Raw genomic sequence first — 17,635 nt, 5'->3', positions numbered from 1 at the left:
GCACCACCCAACGCACGAAAGTTGTTCCCGTGAAACGCACTCCGAAGACCCGCCTGGCTGGGCTCGCCCTCGCCGTCATCGCCGCGCTCTCGCTGAGCGCCTGCGGTGACGACGCGGCAACCGATGCCGCGCCGTCGGGGCCCGTTGATCTGAGCACGGTGACGCTGAAAGTCGGCGACCAGAAAGCGATCTCGATCGAGGTGCTGCTGAAGGCCTCCGGCCAGCTGGAGAACCTGCCCTACAAGATCGAGTTCTCCACCTTCACCGCCGGCCTGCCGCTGGTCGAGGCGGCCAGCGCCGGTGGCATCGACATCGCCCAGACCGGCAACACCCCGGTCATCTTCGGCGCGGCGGCCGATGCCGACATCAAGATCGTCGGCGCGCTCTCGGCCACCGGCAAGGGCGACGCGATCCTGGTCGGCAAGGACTCCTCGATCAGCTCCGTCGCGGCGCTGAAGGGCAAGAAGGTCGCCGTCTACAAGGGCAGCTCGGCCAATGCGAATCTGCTGCTGCAGCTGCAGAAAGCGGGCCTGTCGCTCGGCGACGTCGAGCCGGTCTACCTGGCTCCGGCCGACGGTTACACCGCGCTCACCCGGGGCGATGTCGACGCCTGGGCGACGTGGGACCCCTACACCGCCATCGCCGAGAAGGAGATCGGCGCGAAGTCGATCGCCACCGCCGACCAGGCCGCCAACGGGTACAACTTCTGGGTCGCCGGCAACAAGGCCGTGGGCGACGCGGGCAAGTCCGCCGCCATCGCCGACTTCTTCCAGCGCTACGCCGCCGCCACCAAGTGGTCGTCGGACAATCTCGACACCTGGTCCACCAGGTACGCCGAACTCACCCAGATCAGCATCGACGCCTCCCGCACCACCTGGACCCGCTCGATCAAGGAACCGATCAAGCTCACCGACCAGGTGATCGCCTCCGAACAGGAGATCGCCGACGCCTTCACCAAGGCCAAGGCCATCCCCGGCAAGGTCGACTTCGAGTCCTTCGTCGACACCAGATTCGACAAGGCCTAGTAACCTGCCGCAGGCATTACCGGGCGTGCCCGGTCGCTCTCGGTAGCTTGTCGACAACGGACGTCGACGGCCGAGCGGCGGTGAGGTGGCCAGCGTGAGCGACACACAGGAGAAGACCTACGGCACGATCCGGTGGGTCATGCTCGGGGTGCTGTGCGCCAGCCTGTTGCTGGTGGCCATGGACGCCACGATTCTCAATGTGGCCCTGCCGTCGCTGATCGACGATCTGCAGGTCGGGCCGCTCGAGCAGCTGTGGATCATCGACATCTACGGTCTGGTGCTCGGTGGGTTGCTCATCACCACGGGTGCGCTCGGTGACCGGGTGGGCCGAAAGCTGTTGTTCATCAGCGGCTTCGTGCTGTTCGGTGTCGCCTCGGTGATCGCGGCGACCGCCGGGAGCGCGGCCCAGCTGATCGGCGGCCGCGTGCTGCTCGGCATCGGTGGCGCGATGGTGATGCCGTCGACCCTCTCGCTGATCCGCAATATCTTCACCGACGCGCGCGAGCGCACCATGGCCATCGGGATCTGGGCGGCGGTGGCGGGCGTCGGCGCAACGGTGGGACCGATCGTCGGTGGGTTCCTGGTCGAGCACTTCGGCTGGTCGTCGGCGTTCTGGCTGAATGTGCCGGTGGTGCTGGTGACGGTGGTGGTCGGGCTGTGGGTGCTGCCGGAATACCGTGCGCCGCAAGCGGGCAGCCTCGACTGGTTCGCCGCGGTGCTGTCGATCGCGGGCGTCGTGTGCCTGGCCTGGGGTGTCAAGCATCTCGCCAAAGGCGAAGCGGGACTGGTCGACTGGGTGATCCTGCTGGTCGGCATCGGCGCGATGGCCTGGTTCGTCCGCCGCCAGCTCACCGCCGACGACCCGCTGCTGGACGTGCGCCTGTTCCGCAACGGCGCGTTCACCGCGGCCGCCGTCGCGACCCTGCTGGCCATGATGGCGATCGGCGCGGCGATGTTCCTGGTCTCGCTGTGGCTGCAATACGTCCACGGCTACAGCCCGTCGCAAGCCGGCATCCGGATGCTGCCCGCGGCGCTCACTCTGCTCACCGCCTCGCTGCTGACGCCGATGCTGATGGAAAAGTTCGGCGTCCGCACGGTGCTCGGCGTCGGCCTCGGCGCGGTGTCACTGGGCTTCTTGCTGCTGGCGGTGAGTCCGGAACCCACGACCTATCCGGTGGTCGCGCTGGTCCTGGTGTCGTTCGGGCTCGGCGACGGCATGGCGGTGACCGCGGCCGCTGCGGTTCTCGTCGGCGCCGTCCCCGCCGATCGGGCAGGTCAGGCGGGCGCGGTCGAGGAGACCAACTACGAGGTCGGTGTGGGTTTCGGTGTCGCGCTGCTCGGCAGCCTGCACGCCAGGATCTTCAGTCAGCACATGGCGAACCCGCCGGTCCCGGCCGACAAGGTGGAGCAGGCGAGCGGCTCGGTCGGCGGGGCCTACGAGGTGGCCACCGAGCTGCCCGAACCAGCCCACACCCAGCTCCTCGACACCGCGAGCCATGCCTTCGACACCGCGCTCACCACGACTTCCTACATCTCCGCAGTGGTGGTCGCGCTGGTCGCGGTCGGCGCGGTGTGGCTGGTCCCGCGCGGTTTCCGGGTCACCGGCGAGCACTGACCCTTGACGCAACCAATCGGTTGCCATACTCTGAGTTGCAACCAACTGGTTGCTACTGACTGAGGAGAACACCATGGGATTCCCTGATCAGATCGTGCGGACCGTCGAGCTCGCCCATCCGCCCGCCAAGGTGTGGGCGGCGATCACCACCGCCGAGGGGCTCGCGAGCTGGTTCGGCAATACCGCGGAGATCGACCTGCGTCCGGGTGGGGACATGCGGATGACCTGGAAAGAGGGGTTCGCCGCCGATATGCGGGTGGAGCGGGTCGAGGAGCCGACCGTGTTCGGCTACACCTGGCCGATCAACGGCCTGCCTGACGATGACCCGCGGCGCACCTACGTCGAGTTCACCCTCGAACCGCACGGTGACGGCACCCGGCTCACGGTCGTCGAGTCCGGGTTCGCGCAGCTGCCGGAGGACGCGCACAAGGAGGCGTTCGAGGGCAATGTCGGTGGCTGGAAGAGCGAGCTGGGCGAGCTCGTCGAGTACCTCGATGCGGCCTGAGTTCGAGGCCACCGCCGAGCGGGTCTTCGTCGCGCTGGCCGACCCGAGCAGGCGATCGGTCCTGGCCGCCCTCGCCGCGGACGGGCCGTCGACCGCGACCGACCTCGCCGATCGCCTGCCGATCACCCGGCAGGCGATCGCCAAACACCTTGCCCTGCTGGCAGATGCGGGCTTGGTGATCGCGGAACCCGGCGAACGGCGTCGCGTGCGCTACCGCCTCGATTCCGCACCCATGCAAGTGGCCCAACAGTTCCTGGCCGCGCTGGCGCGCGACTGGGACGGACCGCTGGACGCGCTGCGCCGCCACCTGGACGGCTAGCCGGAAGGAAAAGCAATGAGCGACACCGATTTCACCGTCACCATCACCGTCGACAAGAGCCCCGACGAGGTCTTCGCGGCCGTCAACGACGTCTGGTCGTGGTGGTCGGAGACCATCGAGGGCAGCACCGGCACCGTCGGCGACAGCTATCTGTTCGAGGTCCCCGGAATCCACCGCTGCACCATGACGACCACCGAGTCCGTCCCCGGCAGGCGCCTGGTCTGGCACGTGACCGACTCGCACCTCTCGTTCGTCGCCGACACCACCGAATGGGAGGACACCGACGTCGTCTTCGACATCGTCGAAGGCGCCGACGGGACCGAGATCCGTTTCACCCATCGGGGTTTGGTGCCCGCGGGCGAATGCTATGAGGTGTGCTCCAACGCCTGGGGCGCCTATATCACCACGAGCCTGCGCGGCCTGCTCACCACCGGCCAGGGCGATCCGTTCCGCCGCACCAGCACCGCGGAATCGGAACTACGCAAGCACGGCAACGACGACCTGGTGAATCTGGACGCCCTGCGCTGATCAGCCGCGCGGCGCGATGAGCAGCGTCTGCGTGCTGCGCCCGATCGGCCCGGTCTCGTCGAACAACGCCGATTCGGCGAGGCCGATGCCGTGCGGCTGCGGATGGGTCACCGCGTCCAGGCACACCCATTCGCCGACCGGCTGCCGGTGCAGGGTGACGGTGAGGTCGGTATTGATGAACAGGTACTTCGACCAGTCGAGTACCGAGCTCACCCCGTTGCCCGAGTCGGCGGCGGCCAGCGTCCGCTCCAGGGGGCTCGGTGTGGTGCCCGCGACGATTGGATACTTCAACCGGATCCAGCAGACCGCGGGCCCCGGCCGCCCGAAAGAGCCGGAGGCGAACCGGTATTCGATACCGGTGTGGAAACCGATCTGCTGATCGGAGGGGAACACCTCGGGTTCCGTCGCCGTCGGCAGCGGGCGCGTACCGCTCGGCAGGAATTCGACCGGCAGATCGAGTTCGGGCTCACTGAGCTTGAGCCGCCACGCGTTGGCCTGCATCACCGGCCCACGCTCCGACGACAACGTCGCCTGGATCAATTCCACGCTCCGCCCCGACCGCACCACCTCGGCCCGCGCCGTCAGCGGCGCCAGCGGCACGGGCCCGAGGATCTCCACCGCGACCCGCCCGACCTGGAACCCGTCCCGCGGCTCGCACCGCTCGATCACATGCCCGAGCAGCGCCGAGGGCGGCCCCGCGTGCTGCGCGTCCGGCGACCAGGGGCCGCGGGTGAGCTCGGTCGACTCGAACCGGTTCGGGTCCGCCGGGTCGGGGAGATAGAACGCATCGGCCATATCGCCGACGCTACCGCAGGGGATTCGCGGTTAGTTGCCGCCTCCGGCGGAGCCACTGGTCAGCGCGCTGAGCAGGTCGAGCAGCGGGCGGATGGGGCAGGGATTGATATCGGTCGACGTGCAGCCGATGGACGACGAACCGGAATCGGCGACCGGCAGCGGCGAGGCCGCCGCAGCGGTACCGAGCGGTGCGGAGAGAGACAGGGCGGCGGCCGCGACGGCCCCGGCGACGATGCGTTTCGTGCGAGCAGACATGCCAGCACCCTACTGATCGCCCGGAGTAGGGAAAGCCCCCGAAATCCAGGGGTGGACGTCGGGGGCTCGGCTCCGTTCGGTCAGGAGACGACGGGCAGGTAGACCTTGTTGCCCTGGTCGGCGAACTCGGCCGACTTCTCGGCCATGCCCGCTTCGATGGCGGCGACGTCGGTGAGGCCCTGCTTTTCGGCGTATTCGCGCACGTCGGCGGAGATACGCATGGAGCAGAACTTCGGGCCGCACATGGAGCAGAAGTGGGCGGTCTTGGCGGGTTCCGCGGGCAGGGTCTCGTCGTGGTATTCGCGGGCGGTGTCCGGGTCGAGCGAGAGCGCGAACTGGTCGTGCCAGCGGAATTCGAAACGGGCCTTAGACAATTCGTTGTCGCGGTCCTGGGCGTGCGGGTGGCCCTTGGCGAGGTCGGCGGCGTGGGCGGCGATCTTGTAGGTGATCACGCCGACCTTGACGTCGTCGCGGTTGGGCAGGCCGAGGTGCTCCTTGGGGGTGACGTAGCAGAGCATCGCGGTACCGGCCTGGGCGATGATCGCGGCGCCGATGGCCGAGGTGATGTGGTCATAGGCGGGCGCGATATCGGTGGCCAGCGGGCCGAGGGTGTAGAACGGCGCCTCCTCGCACAGCTCTTCCTCGAGCTTCACGTTCTCGACGATCTTGTGCATCGGCACGTGGCCGGGGCCTTCGATCATCACCTGCACGCCATAGGATTTCGCGATCTTGGTGAGCTCGCCGAGGGTGCGCAGTTCGGCGAACTGGGCCTCGTCGTTGGCGTCGGCGATCGAGCCGGGACGCAGGCCGTCGCCGAGGGAGAAGGTGACGTCGTACTTCGCGAGGATCTCGCAGAGCTCACGGAAGTGCGTGTACAGGAACGATTCCTGGTGATGGGCCAGACACCACGCGGCCATGATCGAGCCACCGCGCGAGACGATGCCGGTGACGCGCTTGGCGGTCAGCGGGATGTAGCGCAGCAGCACGCCCGCGTGCACGGTCATGTAGTCCACACCCTGCTCGCACTGCTCGATCACGGTGTCGCGGTACATCTCCCAGGTGAGCTTGGTGGGATCACCGTTCACCTTCTCCAGCGCCTGGTAGATCGGCACGGTGCCGATCGGGACCGGGGAGTTGCGCAGGATCCACTCGCGAGTCTCGTGGATGTTCTTGCCGGTCGACAGATCCATGATGGTGTCGGCGCCCCAGCGCGAGGCCCACACCATCTTCTCGACCTCTTCGGCGATCGACGACGACACCGCGGAGTTGCCGATGTTCGCGTTGATCTTCACCAGGAACTTCTTGCCGATGATGGTCGGCTCCAGCTCCGGGTGCTTGTGGTTGGCCGGGATCACCGCGCGGCCGGCGGCGACCTCGTCACGCACCAGCTCCGGCGAGACACCCTCGCGCGCGGCGATGAAGCGCATCTCCGAGGTGATGATGCCCTGGCGCGCCCAGGCGAGCTGGGTGGGCGGACCGTCGACGGCGGGCTTGTCCCACTCGTCGCGCAGCTTCGGCAGACCGGCCTCGAGGTCGATCACCGCGTTGTCGTCGGTGTACGGGCCGGAGGTGTCGAAGACGTCGAAGTGGTCGCCGTTGGTGAGGTTGATCCGGCGCACCGGAATGCGCAGGCCGTCGACCTCTTGGTAGTGCTTGACGCTGCCCTGGATCGGACCGGTGGTGACGGTGTCGACCGGAGCGGTGCTCCCGTTCGAAGACGTGGCTGTGCCCATGGTGTTTCCTCCCTACGCCGGCATTACCCGGTCAGGTTCAAACGGTCGACGGCCCTGAGCGCCCTATTCGAATGGGCTAGCCGTCCTCTCAGCCCGCTGGTGCGAGCCCCCGTTGGCGTGTGAAATTTTTCGAGGCCGACGATACCCGGCGTGGTTCGCGACCCGCCCGGGAAGTCCGGGACGGGCCGCGAACAGCTCAGACCGAGGCCGGTTCGAGGACGGGCTTGTCGGCCCGGTCGGGCACGGCCTCGACCGCGGGTTCGTCGGCCTCGCGCAGACCGAACTTGTTGTGCAGCAACACCAGCGGCTTGGGCGCCCACCAATTCCACCGACCCATCATCCGCATCAGCGCCGGTGCGAGCAGTCCGCGGATGACGGTGGCGTCGCTGATCACGGCCAGCGCGCAGCCGAGGCCGAACAGCTTCATCATCGACACGCCGGAGGTCGCCACGCCGAGGAACACGATGCTCATCAGCAGCGCGGCGGCGGTGAAGATGCGGCCGGTGCGGGCGACGCCCATGGCGACGGCTTCGGTGTTGCCCTCGTTCGTCTTGGGCCCGGCCAGCCATTCCTCGCGGATCCGCGAGAGCAGGAACACCTCGTAGTCCATCGAAGCGCCGAACGCCAGGCTGAACATGAGGATGGGCATGGCCAGGTTGAGGGTGCCGGTGGAGGTGAAACCGAGCAGCCCCGACAGGTTCCCCTCCTGGAAGATCCAGACCATCGCGCCGAAGGTCGCCGCCAGCGACAGGATGTTCAGGGCCAGTGCCTTCACCGGCAGCACCACACTGCCGGTGAACAGGAACAACAGCACCAGCGTGGTGAGCGCGATCAGCGCGCCGGCCAGCGGCAGCTTGCCGGTGATCGCGGTGACCGAGTCCTGGTTGAGGGCGGCCGGGCCGGTGACCAGGGCATCGGACGGAGCGGGGACGGCGCGCACCGCGTCGAGCTGGTCACGGCCCGCGTCGGAGTACGGGTCGAGCGTGGTCGCGACCGTCAGGTACGCGCCCGCCGACGCGTCCGACATCTCGGGAACACCGGCGGCCACCCGCAGCCCGTTGCGGTAGACGGCCGCGCTGCTGAGCACGGCGGGCACATCGGGCACCTTGGACAGCTCGCGGGCGTAGCCGTCCAGGTCGGCGGGGGTGCCACGGAACTCGGGCAGCACGATGGTCGCGCTCGACGCCATGTCGGCGTCGAATTCGGTGCGCAGCACGTCACCGACCTCGCGACTGGCCACCCCGGTGGGCAGCGAGCGGTCGTCGGGGTAGCCGAACTGGACGCCGAGGAACGGCGAGCCGAGCAGCAGCAGGAACGCGGTCGTGACCAGCGCGATGGGCAGCGGCCGCTTCATCACGGCGGTGACCAGGCGGTACCAGAATGTCTGCTGCGGCTGTTTCGCCGCGCGCGGCGCCCGCCGGAACAGCTTGCGCAGCGGCGCTCGCAGGTCGAGCGCATCGATGCGGGGGCCGACCAGGATGAGCAGTGCGGGCAGCACGATCACGGCGGCGGCGGTGGCCGCGGCGACGACCGCGATGCCCGCGTAGGCGAACGACTTGAAGAAGTACTGCGGGAACACCAGCAGCGCCGACAGCGACAGCGCGACGACCAGCGCCGAGTAGACGACCGTCCGGCCCGCGGTGCGGATCGACCGGATCACGGCGTCGGTCGGGGAGGCGCCCGCGGTCAGTTCCTCGCGGTAGCGGCTGACGATGAACAGGCTGTAGTCGATCGCCAGCGCCAGCCCGAGCGCGGTGGTCATGTTCAGCGCGAAGATCGACACATCGGTGACCGCGGTGAGTACCCGCAGGATGCCCAGCGCCGCCGCGATGGCGAACAGGCCGATCGCGATGGGTAGTGCCGCGGCGACGGCGCTGCCGAACACCAGAGCCAGCAGCAGACCCGTGATCGGGATGGCGACGGCCTCGGCGATCACCAGATCCTTGCTGATCTGGGTGTTGATATCGGAGAACGAAGCGGCCAGACCGCCCGCCTCGATCGTCACCGGCCCGCCCTCGACCTGCACTTCCTCGCTGAGCTTGCTCGCGCGGACCGGCAGCTCGGCGTCATCGCCCTCGATGCTGGCCAGGATGAGCGCCCGCTTGCCGTCCTCGCTGCGCAGGGCCTGCTTCAGGTCGGGACGCGAGGTCCAGTACGACTGCACACCGCTGACGATGTCGGGATGCGACCGCAGCTGGGCGATCGCGGCATCGGCAGCGGCGCGCGCCGCCGGCGAATCGGCGCCGTCCTCGGCGGTGACGAGCAGGACGTAGTTCGGCTCGGAGCCGGGGAAATGCTCGCTCAGGTACTGGCTCGCCTGTACCGAATCGAGATCGCCGGTGACGAATCCGCCCGATTTCATATGCGAGTGCACGGTGGCGCCGATCGCGCCACACAGGATCATCAGCAACAGTGCGACCGCGACAACCAGCCGGGGCCTACCCACGGCGGTGCGGGCGATTCTCGTCAACATCTCGTCGGGGGGCTCTCTGCTCGGGATCGTCTCGAACGTCACGGTATCCCGCAATGAATTCTGCTCGATACCACCCCAAGGTGGAGGTTAGACCACTACCATCTCCGCCCCCGGGCGGTTGTCGAGTGGATAGCGTTGCTCGCTACGGCGTGGACGAACCGCCGAACAGGGCCTGCCGCAGCAGGGCGAAGACGTCCTGGATCTGCTCCGAGGAACTGGGTGCGCAGGGCACGGGATAGGGGCCGCACGTTGCCGCTGCCGCCGGCGCCGCCAACGGCAGCTGAACGAGGCCGATGAGGGCGAGACCTGCCACGGCGGCGATGGTGGATTTCATGGATGTACCTCCGGATGTGATGCTCGGACGCGGTCACGGTATCGAGAGGTACGGTGGCCGCGGCAGACCCGAGTTCCGGGGTGGTTCGGTGGCGTCAAGTGTTGCGGGCGGGCAGGATTCGTCCACTGACCTGGCCGAGGGCGATGCGGCGGCCCGCCGTGCCGGGTGCGGTGGCGGTGATCGTCACCTCGTCGCCGTCGGCCAGGAACGTGCGGGATTCGCCGCGCACGGTGACGGGTTGCGTTCCGCCCCAGGACAGTTCGATGAACGAACCGCGCTGGGTGGGTTCGGAGCCGGAGATGGTGCCGGAGGCGTAGAGATCGCCGGGGCGGACCGAGGCGCCGTTGGCGGTGAGGTGAGCGAGCATCTGGGCGGGGGACCAGTACATGCGTGAATAGGGCGGGTGCGCGACGACTTCGCCGTTCCAGCTGACGGTCAGGTCGATGTCGAGGCCGTAGTTGTCGGTGCCGCGCAGGTAGGGGAGCGGTTCGGGGGACTGCGCCGGTAGCGGAATCCGGGCTTCGGCCAGTGCCGCGAGCGGGGTGATCCAGGCGGAGATCGACGTACTGAACGACTTGCCCAGGAATGGGCCGAGCGGCTGGTACTCCCAGGCCTGGATGTCGCGGGCCGACCAGTCGTTGACCAGGGCGACTCCGAAGACGTGCTCGGCGAACTCGTCGACACCCACCGCAACGCCGAGCGGTGATCCGGTGCCGACCACGAAACCCAGCTCCGCCTCGATATCGAGCCGCCGCGACGGCCCGAATTCCGGTGCGCCGGAATCGGTGCGGCGCTGTCCCTGTGGGCGGATCACCGGTGTTCCCGACACGATGACCGTGCCCGCGCGGCCGTGGTACCCCACGGGCAGATGCCGCCAATTCGGCAGCAGCGGTTCACTATCCGGCCGGAACAGCCTGCCCAGGTTCGTGGCGTGGTCGATGCTGGCGTAGAAGTCGACGTAGTCCCCGATCCGCACCGGCAGCGCCAGATCCACCGCGTCGACGGGATGCAGCGCCTCGACCGGCAGCTCGTGCTCGGCGAGCTCGCGCAAGTGGTCACGCACCGTGCGCCAGCGGGCGGGGCCTGCCGCGAGGAAGGCATTCAGATCCGGTCGGGCGAAGATCGGATCACCGAGCAGCACGACCAGATCCAGCACCGTGTTGCCGAGCCTGACCCCCACACGGAACTCGCCATCGGGCGGCGCGAAGACCCCGTACGGCATGTTCTCCGGCCCGAACAGCGAGTCCGGGTGCACCTCGACGCGCAGCAGCCGGCCGCTCATCGCAGCCCCGGTCCCCGGCCGGACCAGGTCCAGGCATACGCCGGATCCTCGCAGGCCAGCGCGCCTTCCCCGAGTTGCAACGGCCGGAAGGTATCGACCATCACCGCCAGCTCGTCGAAGAACTCCGCGCCGATGCTGCGTTCGTAGGCGCCCGGTTGCGGGCCGTGCGCGTAGCCACCCGGATGTACCGACACCGAACCCTGCGTGATCCCGGAACCCTTGCGCGCCTCGTAGTTTCCGCCGCAATAGAACATGATCTCGTCGGAATCCACATTCGAGTGGTAGTACGGCACCGGAATCGACAGCGGGTGATAGTCCACCTTGCGCGGCACGAAATTACAGACCACGAAGTTGATGCCCTCGAAGGCCTGATGCACCGGCGGCGGCTGATGCACCCGGCCGGTGAGCGGTTCGAAGTCGGCGATATCGAAGGTGTACGGGTACAGGCAACCGTCCCAGCCGACCACATCGAACGGGTGCGTGGCATAGGTCATCCTGGTGCCGACCACTTCAGCACCTGGCCGGTGCTTGACCAGCACCTCCACCTCGGCACCCTCGGCGAGCAGGGGTTCGGACGGGCCGTGCAGATCCCGCTCGCAGTACGGCGAATTCTCCAGCAGCTGACCGAATTTCGAGAGATACCGCTTGGGCGGGGTGATGTGGCTCGACGCCTCGATCACATACGCGCGCAGCGGTTCCCCGCCGGAGGGCAGCCAGCGATGGGTCGTCGCCCTCGGCAGGATCACCTGATCGCCTTGCTTGACCGGCACCACGCCGAACACGCTCTCCACCACGGCCGCACCGGATTCCACGTACACCAGCTCGTCGCCGATGGCATTGCGGTACAGCGGGGACGCGCCTTCGGCGACCACATACGAGATCCGCACATCGGCATTGGCCAGCAGCAGCCTGCGGCCGGTCACCGGGTCGGTCTTCGCCGGGGTATCGCCCGGGAAGAGGTCAGGGAGCCGTAGATGCCGATGGCGCAGTGGATGATTCGGTGTCAGTGACTGATCGGGCAGTTCCCACACGGTCGCATCGACGATCGCGGGCGGCAGGCCACGGTGGTAGAGCAGCGAGGAGTCACCGGAGAAGCCCTCCTCACCCATCAGCTCCTCGTAATAGAGGTTGCCGTGCTCGTCCCGATGCTGCGTATGCCGCTTCGGTGGCACCGCTCCCACCTGCCGATAGAAAGCCACAAGCACACCTCCCGCTACGTCGCAGGCCGGATGGTCCTGTCATCCACGGTACCGCTCGCGGAGGGTCAGTCGGTGAACTCCGCGATGACCGGGGCGTGGTCGCTGGCGCCCTTGCCCTTGCGCTCCTCCCGGTCGACGGAGGCGTCCTCGACCGTGTCGGCGAGGGCGGGGGAGGCCAGGATGAAGTCGATGCGCATGCCCTCCTTGCGGGGGAAACGCAGCTGGGTGTAGTCCCAGTAGGTGAAGACGCCAGGTCCCGGCGCGAACGGGCGCATCACATCGCGGAAGCCGGTGTCGAGCATGCTCTGGAAGGCGGCGCGTTCGGGCCCCGAGGTGTGGGTCTTGCCTTCGAAGAACTCCGGCGACCACACGTCGTCGTCGGTGGGGGCGATATTCCAGTCGCCGACCAGGGCGATCTTGGCCGCCGGATCGTCGGCCAGCCAGCCGGTCGCCTGCTCGCGCAAGGTCGACAGCCAGTTCAGCTTGTAGGTGTAATGCGGGTCGGCGAGCGCGCGGCCGTTGGGCACGTACAGGCTCCACACCCGCACCCCTCCGCAGGTCGCGCCGATCGCCCTGGCCTCGACCACCGGCGACTCGATCAGCGAATCGCCCGCGTTCTTGTCGAAACCGGGCTGGTGCGGGAACGCGACCTCGACGTCGGTGAGTCCCACTCTGGACACGATGGCCACACCGTTCCACTGGTTGAGCCCGACGTGGGCGACCTCGTAGCCCGCGGCGTCGAACTGCTCGTAGGGGAACTGGTCGTCGCGGCACTTGGTTTCCTGGATCGCCAGCACGTCGATGTCGTGGCGGTCCAGGAAGGCCGTCACCCGATCGACGCGGGAGCGGACCGAGTTGACGTTCCAGGTGGCGAGACGCACTTCGCGTTCCTTTCCTACGGCGCGCTCGGCGGCGCGGCGTAGCGGTAGCTGTGGTGTTCGAGGAAGCCGAGCTCGCGGTAGAGCGCGAGTCCGGCGGCATTGCCCATTTCCACCTGCACATAGGCGTGGGTGGCTCCGTGCTCGGCGCCCCAGCGGATCAGTTCGGCGCACAGCAGCGCGGCGAGTCCGTTGCGGCGGTGCGCGGTGGCGACGGCGACACAGGTCAGGCCGACCCAGCGCCTGCCGTCGGGCGCCGTTGTCACCGCGCCGCGACCGATGGCCAGCGGCTCCGGCATGCCGAGCGAGGCGAAGCCCAGGGCGCCGTCCAGGACGGAGGTGAGCACGGCCCGGTCCGGTGCGCGCACGGCGGGATCGAGCGGGATCTCGCCGCGGTAGCGGTGTACGGCCAGCCAGCCGTCGTCGGGCTCGCCGGTGATCCGCACCATCGACGGGCCTTGCGGCAGGACGAAATTCGCGATGTCGAGACCGAGGACGACGGTCTCGCTCCAGGTGTTCCAGCCCGGCGGGACCGGGGCCAGCCGATCGGGCAGCTGCAACAGCAGCGGCAGCCCGTTGGCGGTGTACCAGTCCGCGATCCGGTGCATGGTGTCGATGGACAGCACGGCGGGCACGCCGGATTCACCGAGCGGCACAGCGGAATTCGCGCGCCCGGTGTAGCCGTTGCCCGCCCGGACGAGCCAGCCGTCGATCCACAGGTGACTGCTGCCCGGCCACGCGGCGGCCGCGGCGGTCTCCAGCGACCTGATCTCTTTGGTGCGAATCGGCCTGGGCCCCAGCGCTTTCAGCGCGACGACCCGATCGGCCGCGACCGAGACCAGCTCACCCTCGGCGGTCCGTACCGACGGTGGGCTCAACGACACCAGTTCGCCGATCACATCGGTGAGCGGCTGCGGATAACCCTCCGGCAGCTGGTACCGCATCACCACGCGGCGGCCGAGGGGGATTTCAGTCGTCATGACCGAACGGATCGGGGACGGTGCCGGGGATCCAGCTCAGACCCGGTGTGCCCCAGCCGTTGCGCTTGATCGCCTTCTTCGCCGCGCGGGCGTTGCGGCCGATCAGCACGTCGACGTAGAGGAAGCCGTCGAGGTGGCCCACCTCGTGCTGGAGCATCCTGGCGAAGAAGCCGGTGCCCTCGATGTCGACCGGCTCACCCTTCTCGTCGGTACCGGTGACCCTGGCCCAGTCGGCGCGACCGGTCGGGAACTGCTCACCCGGCACGGACAGGCAGCCCTCTTCGTCGTCGTCGGGATCGGGCATGGTCTCCGGGATCGCGGAGGTCTCCAGCACCGGGTTGATCACCACGCCCTTGCGGCGGATCTGCTGGCCCGCTGCGTCGAAGTCGGGGCAGTCGTAGACGAACAGCCGCTTGCCGACGCCGACCTGGTTGGCCGCCAGGCCGACACCCTTGGATTCCTCCAGGGTGTCGTACATGTCCGCGATCAGGTCGGCCAGCTCGGCCGGCGTCTCCGTCACCGGTGCGGTGGGGTTGTGGAGGACGGGGTCACCGACGATCACGATCGGGAGAATTGCCATGGCCGCCATTATCGCCGTTCGCGCGCGTCGGCGGGCGGCGACCCCTGTGGCCCGCAACACCCTACTGGCCTGTAGCCAACACGCCGGGGCATCGGTCGGACGATCCGGCCGCTACATGGTTGAATGATCCGCGACGTGCAAGCGTCATTTTCATCTCGTGATACTCGGCGAGGGAGCAAGATGGACGGCGCAGCGGCTCGCGATATCGAGGCTCGTACTACGGAAGACGCGGCCATCGACGCAGGCAGTGGTCTGAGTCGCCGTGAGCTCGACATCCTCGATTTCGAACGCAAATGGTGGAAGTACGCGGGCGCCAAGGAAGACGCGATCCGCGACCTGTTCTCCATGTCGGCGACCAGGTACTACCAGGTACTCAACGCGGTCGTGGACAAGGATGAAGCGCTGGCGGCCGACCCGATGCTGGTCAAGCGGCTGCGCAGGCTGCGGGCGAGCAGGCAGAAGGCGCGTGCAGCGCGCCGACTAGGTTTCCAGGTCTGACATGACAGCCACACAGCGGTGGTTGCGACTAGGGTTGCTCGGGTGAGCAACCCTAATCCCACCCCCGGCGGCCCACCGCTGCGCGCGCTGGCGATGGTGTTGATCGCGCTGGCCATCGTCTTCGCCGGTCTGGGTGCGATGTCGTTGTCGAACTCCGGTGCCGAGGCATCCGATTCGGCCGAGCAGACCGAGACGACGACCTCCAGCGTGGTCGCGCAGGCGCCCGCGACCACGGCCGCCGCCACGACCACCCGCGCGGCCGTCGCTCCGACCAGCAGCGCGGCCGCCGCCTCGACCACGACGACGGTCGCGCCCACGACCACCACGGCACCCACTACCACGGCGCCCGCCGCGCCCGCGGCCAGCGTCGATCAGAGTGTGCCCGTGCGCGTGCTGAACAACAGCCTGGTCGCGGGCCTGGCCGCCCGCACCGCGAGCGAACTGACCTCGGCGGGCTGGAGCAATGTCAGCACCGGCAACTACAACGGCGCGAACCTGACCGCCACGACGGTGTTCTACGGCAGCGGCGCGGGCGACAAGGCCGCGGCCACCGAGATCGCCGCGGATATCGGCGGAACGGTCGCGCCGAAGTCCGGTGACACTTCGCCGGGCGTCGTGGTCGTGCTGACCGGCAGCTGAACGAGGCGCGGCACGCGGTGCCGGGGGCTGTACCTGCGCTGTGGCATCATCTTGAGCGGTACAGCCCTGTCCACCCAGCTTTACTCGTTAAACTCGGTACTCGTAAAGGAGTTCCCTGATGGCCACGTCGACAACTCGTCGCCCGTCCTGGCGCATTGTGACCCCGGTGCTGGCGGTTGCCGTGTTCGGTCTCGCTGCTTGCACCAACAGCCAGGAATCGAGTGACGTCAAGGGAACCACGCCGCCGGTGTGGACCAGCTCGCCCGCGCCCGCGAGTACGGGCGATGCGCACGGCGGCGGTGGCCACGCTGCGCCGACCACCGCCGACAGCCACGGCGGCGGCAATCACGGCGCCCCGGCGGCCGGTGGGCTGAAGACCGATCTGAAGAACAGCTCCGGCGCGAATGTCGGCACCGCGACCATCGTCGCCGAGGGCAACCACCTGGTCGTCACCGTCGAGGCGCAGGGGCTGACCCCCGGCTTCCACGGCCTGCACTTCCACCAGAACGGCACCTGTGAGGGCGATTTCGCCTCCGCGGGCGGTCATCTGCAGGTCGGCGCGGCCAACGCGCACCCGGCCAGCGGCGACCTGACCTCGTTGCAGGTCAACGCCGACGGCACCGCGAAGCTGGTCACCCGGACCGACACGGTCACCCTGGACAACGTCAAGGGCAAGGCCCTGATCGTGCACGCCGGCGCCGACAACTTCGGCAACATCCCGACCCGGTACTCCCGCGAGGGTGGCACCGGTCCCGACGAGACCACGCTGTCCACGGGTGACGCTGGAACCCGGGTCGCCTGCGGCGTGGTCGGTTAGCGAGACGCACATGGCCGGGGCAATCCAGTCGGTACCGTTCCCTGGTTCGCCCCGGCCGACTATCGGCATCGAGTGGGAGATCGCGCTCGTCGACAAGGTGACGCGTGATCTGTCCAACACCGCCTCCGCGGTGTTCGACGCCGTCGGCGATCTGCGTGCCTACGACGGCACCCCGCAGGTCACCAAGGAATTGCTGCGCAATACGGTCGAATTGGTGACCGGCGTGCACGATACGGTCGGCGGCGCGGTCGACGATCTGCGCGGCACCATGGACGCGGTGCGCCGCGCGGCCGATCCGCTCGGCGTCGACCTGTTCTGTGCGGGTACCCATCCGTTCGCGCAGTGGTCGGCCCAGCAGCTCACCCGCTCACCGCATTACGACGAGCTGATCGAGCGTACCCAGTGGTGGGGCCGCCAGATGCTGATCTGGGGCGTGCACGTGCACGTGGGAGTCTCGCACCGGGACAAGGTCTTTCCGATCCTGAACTCGCTGCTGCTGTCGTATCCGCATCTGCTCGCGCTCTCGGCGTCCTCGCCGATGTGGTCCGGCGACGACACCGGCTACGCCAGCAATCGCGCGCTGATGTTCCAGCAGCTGCCGACCGCCGGGCTGCCGTTCCAGTTCGAGAGCTGGCCGCAGTTCGAGGGTTTCGTGCACGACCAGCTCAAAACCGGTGTGTTCGAACAGCTCGGCGGCATGCACTGGGATATCCGGCCCGCGCCCAAGTGGGGCACGATCGAGATCCGGGTGTGCGACGGGCTGTCCAGCCGGGCCGAGCTGGCCTCGGTGGCCGCGCTGATCCACTGCCTGGTAGTCGATCTGGAGCGCAGGCTCGACGCGGGGGAGGACCTGCCGACGCTGCCGCCGTGGCATGTGCAGGAGAACAAGTGGCGGGCAGCGCGCTACGGGCTCGACGCCATCGTGATCGTCGACGACGCCAGTAATGAGCGTTTGGTCACAGACGATCTGATGGACCTGCTGAATAAACTGGAGCCGACCGCGAAGCGGCTCGGCTGCTCCGACGAGCTGGCCGCCGTCGCCGACATTCCCCGGCACGGTGCCTCCTACCAGCGGCAACGTCGCGTCGCCGCGCATTCGCAGGGTGATCTTGTCGCGGTCGTCGATTCGCTGGTGCGCGAACTGGATCAGTAGCGTTCAGCTACGCATCGGGGTGGCGTT

Annotated in this window: 19 protein-coding genes and 1 riboswitch; of the genes, 9 read left to right on the top strand and 10 right to left on the bottom strand. The window is 68.2% G+C overall.

The window, feature by feature from the left end; genetic code table 11:
• The first annotated feature begins 29 nt into the window (after positions 1 to 29).
• From ACFVAV_RS03995 to ACFVAV_RS03975, 5 genes are all read left to right on the top strand, one after another.
• Positions 30 to 1,025 (top strand): ABC transporter substrate-binding protein, encoded by a 996-nt coding sequence (locus tag ACFVAV_RS03995; protein ID WP_379029489.1) that lies wholly within the window; start codon positions 30 to 32, stop codon positions 1,023 to 1,025.
• Between the two features lie 94 nt (positions 1,026 to 1,119).
• On the top strand, positions 1,120 to 2,640 hold the full coding sequence (locus ACFVAV_RS03990) for an MFS transporter (RefSeq protein WP_379029487.1): 1,521 nt from the start codon (positions 1,120 to 1,122) through the stop codon (positions 2,638 to 2,640).
• Between the two features lie 73 nt (positions 2,641 to 2,713).
• Positions 2,714 to 3,145 (top strand): SRPBCC domain-containing protein, encoded by a 432-nt coding sequence (locus ACFVAV_RS03985; protein WP_218722137.1) that lies wholly within the window; start codon positions 2,714 to 2,716, stop codon positions 3,143 to 3,145.
• On the top strand, positions 3,135 to 3,464 hold the full coding sequence (locus tag ACFVAV_RS03980; protein WP_379029484.1) for an ArsR/SmtB family transcription factor: 330 nt from the start codon (positions 3,135 to 3,137) through the stop codon (positions 3,462 to 3,464). The genes ACFVAV_RS03985 and ACFVAV_RS03980 overlap by 11 nt, the downstream gene beginning before the upstream one ends.
• 15 nt (positions 3,465 to 3,479) lie before the next feature.
• Positions 3,480 to 3,992 carry an SRPBCC domain-containing protein gene (locus tag ACFVAV_RS03975; RefSeq protein WP_379029481.1) on the top strand — a complete coding sequence of 171 codons (513 nt, stop codon included), beginning with the start codon at positions 3,480 to 3,482 and terminating at the stop codon, positions 3,990 to 3,992.
• Here the strand turns inward: ACFVAV_RS03975 and ACFVAV_RS03970 are convergent, their stop codons facing one another.
• From ACFVAV_RS03970 to ACFVAV_RS03925, 10 genes are all read right to left on the bottom strand, one after another.
• Positions 3,993 to 4,787: a thioesterase family protein gene (locus ACFVAV_RS03970; RefSeq protein WP_379029478.1), complete on the bottom strand. Its 795-nt coding sequence runs from the start codon at positions 4,785 to 4,787 to the stop codon at positions 3,993 to 3,995.
• Positions 4,788 to 4,817: 30 nt separating this feature from the next.
• Positions 4,818 to 5,042, bottom strand: coding sequence for a hypothetical protein (locus ACFVAV_RS03965; protein ID WP_379029475.1), 225 nt, complete (start codon positions 5,040 to 5,042; stop codon positions 4,818 to 4,820).
• A gap of 80 nt (positions 5,043 to 5,122) precedes the next feature.
• Positions 5,123 to 6,775, bottom strand: coding sequence for a phosphomethylpyrimidine synthase ThiC (gene thiC, locus ACFVAV_RS03960; RefSeq protein ID WP_379029472.1), 1,653 nt, complete (start codon positions 6,773 to 6,775; stop codon positions 5,123 to 5,125).
• Positions 6,768 to 6,898: riboswitch (TPP riboswitch) on the bottom strand. Its footprint overlaps the gene before it by 8 nt.
• Positions 6,899 to 6,971: 73 nt before the next feature.
• The gene (locus tag ACFVAV_RS03955) at positions 6,972 to 9,248 is read right to left on the bottom strand and encodes an MMPL family transporter (protein WP_379029468.1); all 2,277 of its coding nucleotides are present in this window, start codon (positions 9,246 to 9,248) and stop codon (positions 6,972 to 6,974) included.
• Positions 9,249 to 9,390: 142 nt separating this feature from the next.
• The gene (locus ACFVAV_RS03950) at positions 9,391 to 9,582 is read right to left on the bottom strand and encodes a hypothetical protein (protein ID WP_379029465.1); all 192 of its coding nucleotides are present in this window, start codon (positions 9,580 to 9,582) and stop codon (positions 9,391 to 9,393) included.
• Between the two features lie 94 nt (positions 9,583 to 9,676).
• The gene (fahA, locus tag ACFVAV_RS03945; protein ID WP_379029462.1) at positions 9,677 to 10,864 is read right to left on the bottom strand and encodes a fumarylacetoacetase; all 1,188 of its coding nucleotides are present in this window, start codon (positions 10,862 to 10,864) and stop codon (positions 9,677 to 9,679) included.
• A complete protein-coding gene (locus tag ACFVAV_RS03940; protein ID WP_379029459.1) occupies positions 10,861 to 12,063 on the bottom strand; it encodes a homogentisate 1,2-dioxygenase in 1,203 nt (400 codons plus the stop codon). Before ACFVAV_RS03940 ends, fahA begins: the two co-directional genes overlap by 4 nt.
• 65 nt (positions 12,064 to 12,128) lie before the next feature.
• Positions 12,129 to 12,944, bottom strand: coding sequence for an exodeoxyribonuclease III (locus ACFVAV_RS03935; RefSeq protein ID WP_379029456.1), 816 nt, complete (start codon positions 12,942 to 12,944; stop codon positions 12,129 to 12,131).
• Between the two features lie 14 nt (positions 12,945 to 12,958).
• Positions 12,959 to 13,921, bottom strand: coding sequence for a GNAT family N-acetyltransferase (locus tag ACFVAV_RS03930; protein ID WP_379029453.1), 963 nt, complete (start codon positions 13,919 to 13,921; stop codon positions 12,959 to 12,961).
• A complete protein-coding gene (locus tag ACFVAV_RS03925; protein ID WP_379029450.1) occupies positions 13,911 to 14,501 on the bottom strand; it encodes a peptide deformylase in 591 nt (196 codons plus the stop codon). Before ACFVAV_RS03925 ends, ACFVAV_RS03930 begins: the two co-directional genes overlap by 11 nt.
• 180 nt (positions 14,502 to 14,681) lie before the next feature.
• On the opposite strand from ACFVAV_RS03925, the gene ACFVAV_RS03920 reads away from it, so the two are divergent.
• The 4 genes from ACFVAV_RS03920 (at position 14,682) to ACFVAV_RS03905 (ending at position 17,608) form a co-directional block, all read left to right on the top strand.
• Positions 14,682 to 14,999, top strand: a complete 318-nt coding sequence (locus ACFVAV_RS03920; RefSeq protein ID WP_379029447.1) for a DUF3263 domain-containing protein — start codon at positions 14,682 to 14,684, stop codon at positions 14,997 to 14,999.
• A 42-nt stretch (positions 15,000 to 15,041) separates the two neighbouring features.
• Positions 15,042 to 15,638: a LytR C-terminal domain-containing protein gene (locus tag ACFVAV_RS03915; RefSeq protein ID WP_379029444.1), complete on the top strand. Its 597-nt coding sequence runs from the start codon at positions 15,042 to 15,044 to the stop codon at positions 15,636 to 15,638.
• 118 nt (positions 15,639 to 15,756) lie between these two features.
• Positions 15,757 to 16,455: a superoxide dismutase family protein gene (locus ACFVAV_RS03910; protein ID WP_379029441.1), complete on the top strand. Its 699-nt coding sequence runs from the start codon at positions 15,757 to 15,759 to the stop codon at positions 16,453 to 16,455.
• A 10-nt stretch (positions 16,456 to 16,465) separates the two neighbouring features.
• On the top strand, positions 16,466 to 17,608 hold the full coding sequence (locus ACFVAV_RS03905; RefSeq protein ID WP_379029438.1) for a glutamate--cysteine ligase: 1,143 nt from the start codon (positions 16,466 to 16,468) through the stop codon (positions 17,606 to 17,608).
• The last annotated feature ends 27 nt before the right edge of the window (positions 17,609 to 17,635 follow it).

It is taken from the genome of Nocardia sp. NPDC057663, assembly GCF_042799895.1.
Classification (GTDB): Bacteria; Actinomycetota; Actinomycetes; order Mycobacteriales; family Mycobacteriaceae; genus Nocardia.
Note: the sequence above shows the minus strand (reverse complement) of the source record. Positions and strands in the feature narration are given on the sequence as shown.

What these genes read in the sequence shown, in the direction of transcription:
- ACFVAV_RS03970 (WP_379029478.1), bottom strand. Translation starts at nt 4,787, where the DNA reads ATGGCCGATGCGTTCTATCTCCCCGACCCGGCGGACCCGAACCGGTTC.
- thiC (WP_379029472.1), bottom strand. Translation starts at nt 6,775, where the DNA reads ATGGGCACAGCCACGTCTTCGAACGGGAGCACCGCTCCGGTCGACACC.
- ACFVAV_RS03975 (WP_379029481.1), top strand. Translation starts at nt 3,480, where the DNA reads ATGAGCGACACCGATTTCACCGTCACCATCACCGTCGACAAGAGCCCC.
- ACFVAV_RS03980 (WP_379029484.1), top strand. Translation starts at nt 3,135, where the DNA reads ATGCGGCCTGAGTTCGAGGCCACCGCCGAGCGGGTCTTCGTCGCGCTG.
- ACFVAV_RS03955 (WP_379029468.1), bottom strand. Translation starts at nt 9,248, where the DNA reads ATGTTGACGAGAATCGCCCGCACCGCCGTGGGTAGGCCCCGGCTGGTT.
- ACFVAV_RS03930 (WP_379029453.1), bottom strand. Translation starts at nt 13,921, where the DNA reads ATGACGACTGAAATCCCCCTCGGCCGCCGCGTGGTGATGCGGTACCAG.
- ACFVAV_RS03910 (WP_379029441.1), top strand. Translation starts at nt 15,757, where the DNA reads ATGGCCACGTCGACAACTCGTCGCCCGTCCTGGCGCATTGTGACCCCG.
- ACFVAV_RS03985 (WP_218722137.1), top strand. Translation starts at nt 2,714, where the DNA reads ATGGGATTCCCTGATCAGATCGTGCGGACCGTCGAGCTCGCCCATCCG.
- ACFVAV_RS03905 (WP_379029438.1), top strand. Translation starts at nt 16,466, where the DNA reads ATGGCCGGGGCAATCCAGTCGGTACCGTTCCCTGGTTCGCCCCGGCCG.
- ACFVAV_RS03920 (WP_379029447.1), top strand. Translation starts at nt 14,682, where the DNA reads ATGGACGGCGCAGCGGCTCGCGATATCGAGGCTCGTACTACGGAAGAC.
- ACFVAV_RS03965 (WP_379029475.1), bottom strand. Translation starts at nt 5,042, where the DNA reads ATGTCTGCTCGCACGAAACGCATCGTCGCCGGGGCCGTCGCGGCCGCC.
- ACFVAV_RS03925 (WP_379029450.1), bottom strand. Translation starts at nt 14,501, where the DNA reads ATGGCAATTCTCCCGATCGTGATCGTCGGTGACCCCGTCCTCCACAAC.
- ACFVAV_RS03950 (WP_379029465.1), bottom strand. Translation starts at nt 9,582, where the DNA reads ATGAAATCCACCATCGCCGCCGTGGCAGGTCTCGCCCTCATCGGCCTC.
- fahA (WP_379029462.1), bottom strand. Translation starts at nt 10,864, where the DNA reads ATGAGCGGCCGGCTGCTGCGCGTCGAGGTGCACCCGGACTCGCTGTTC.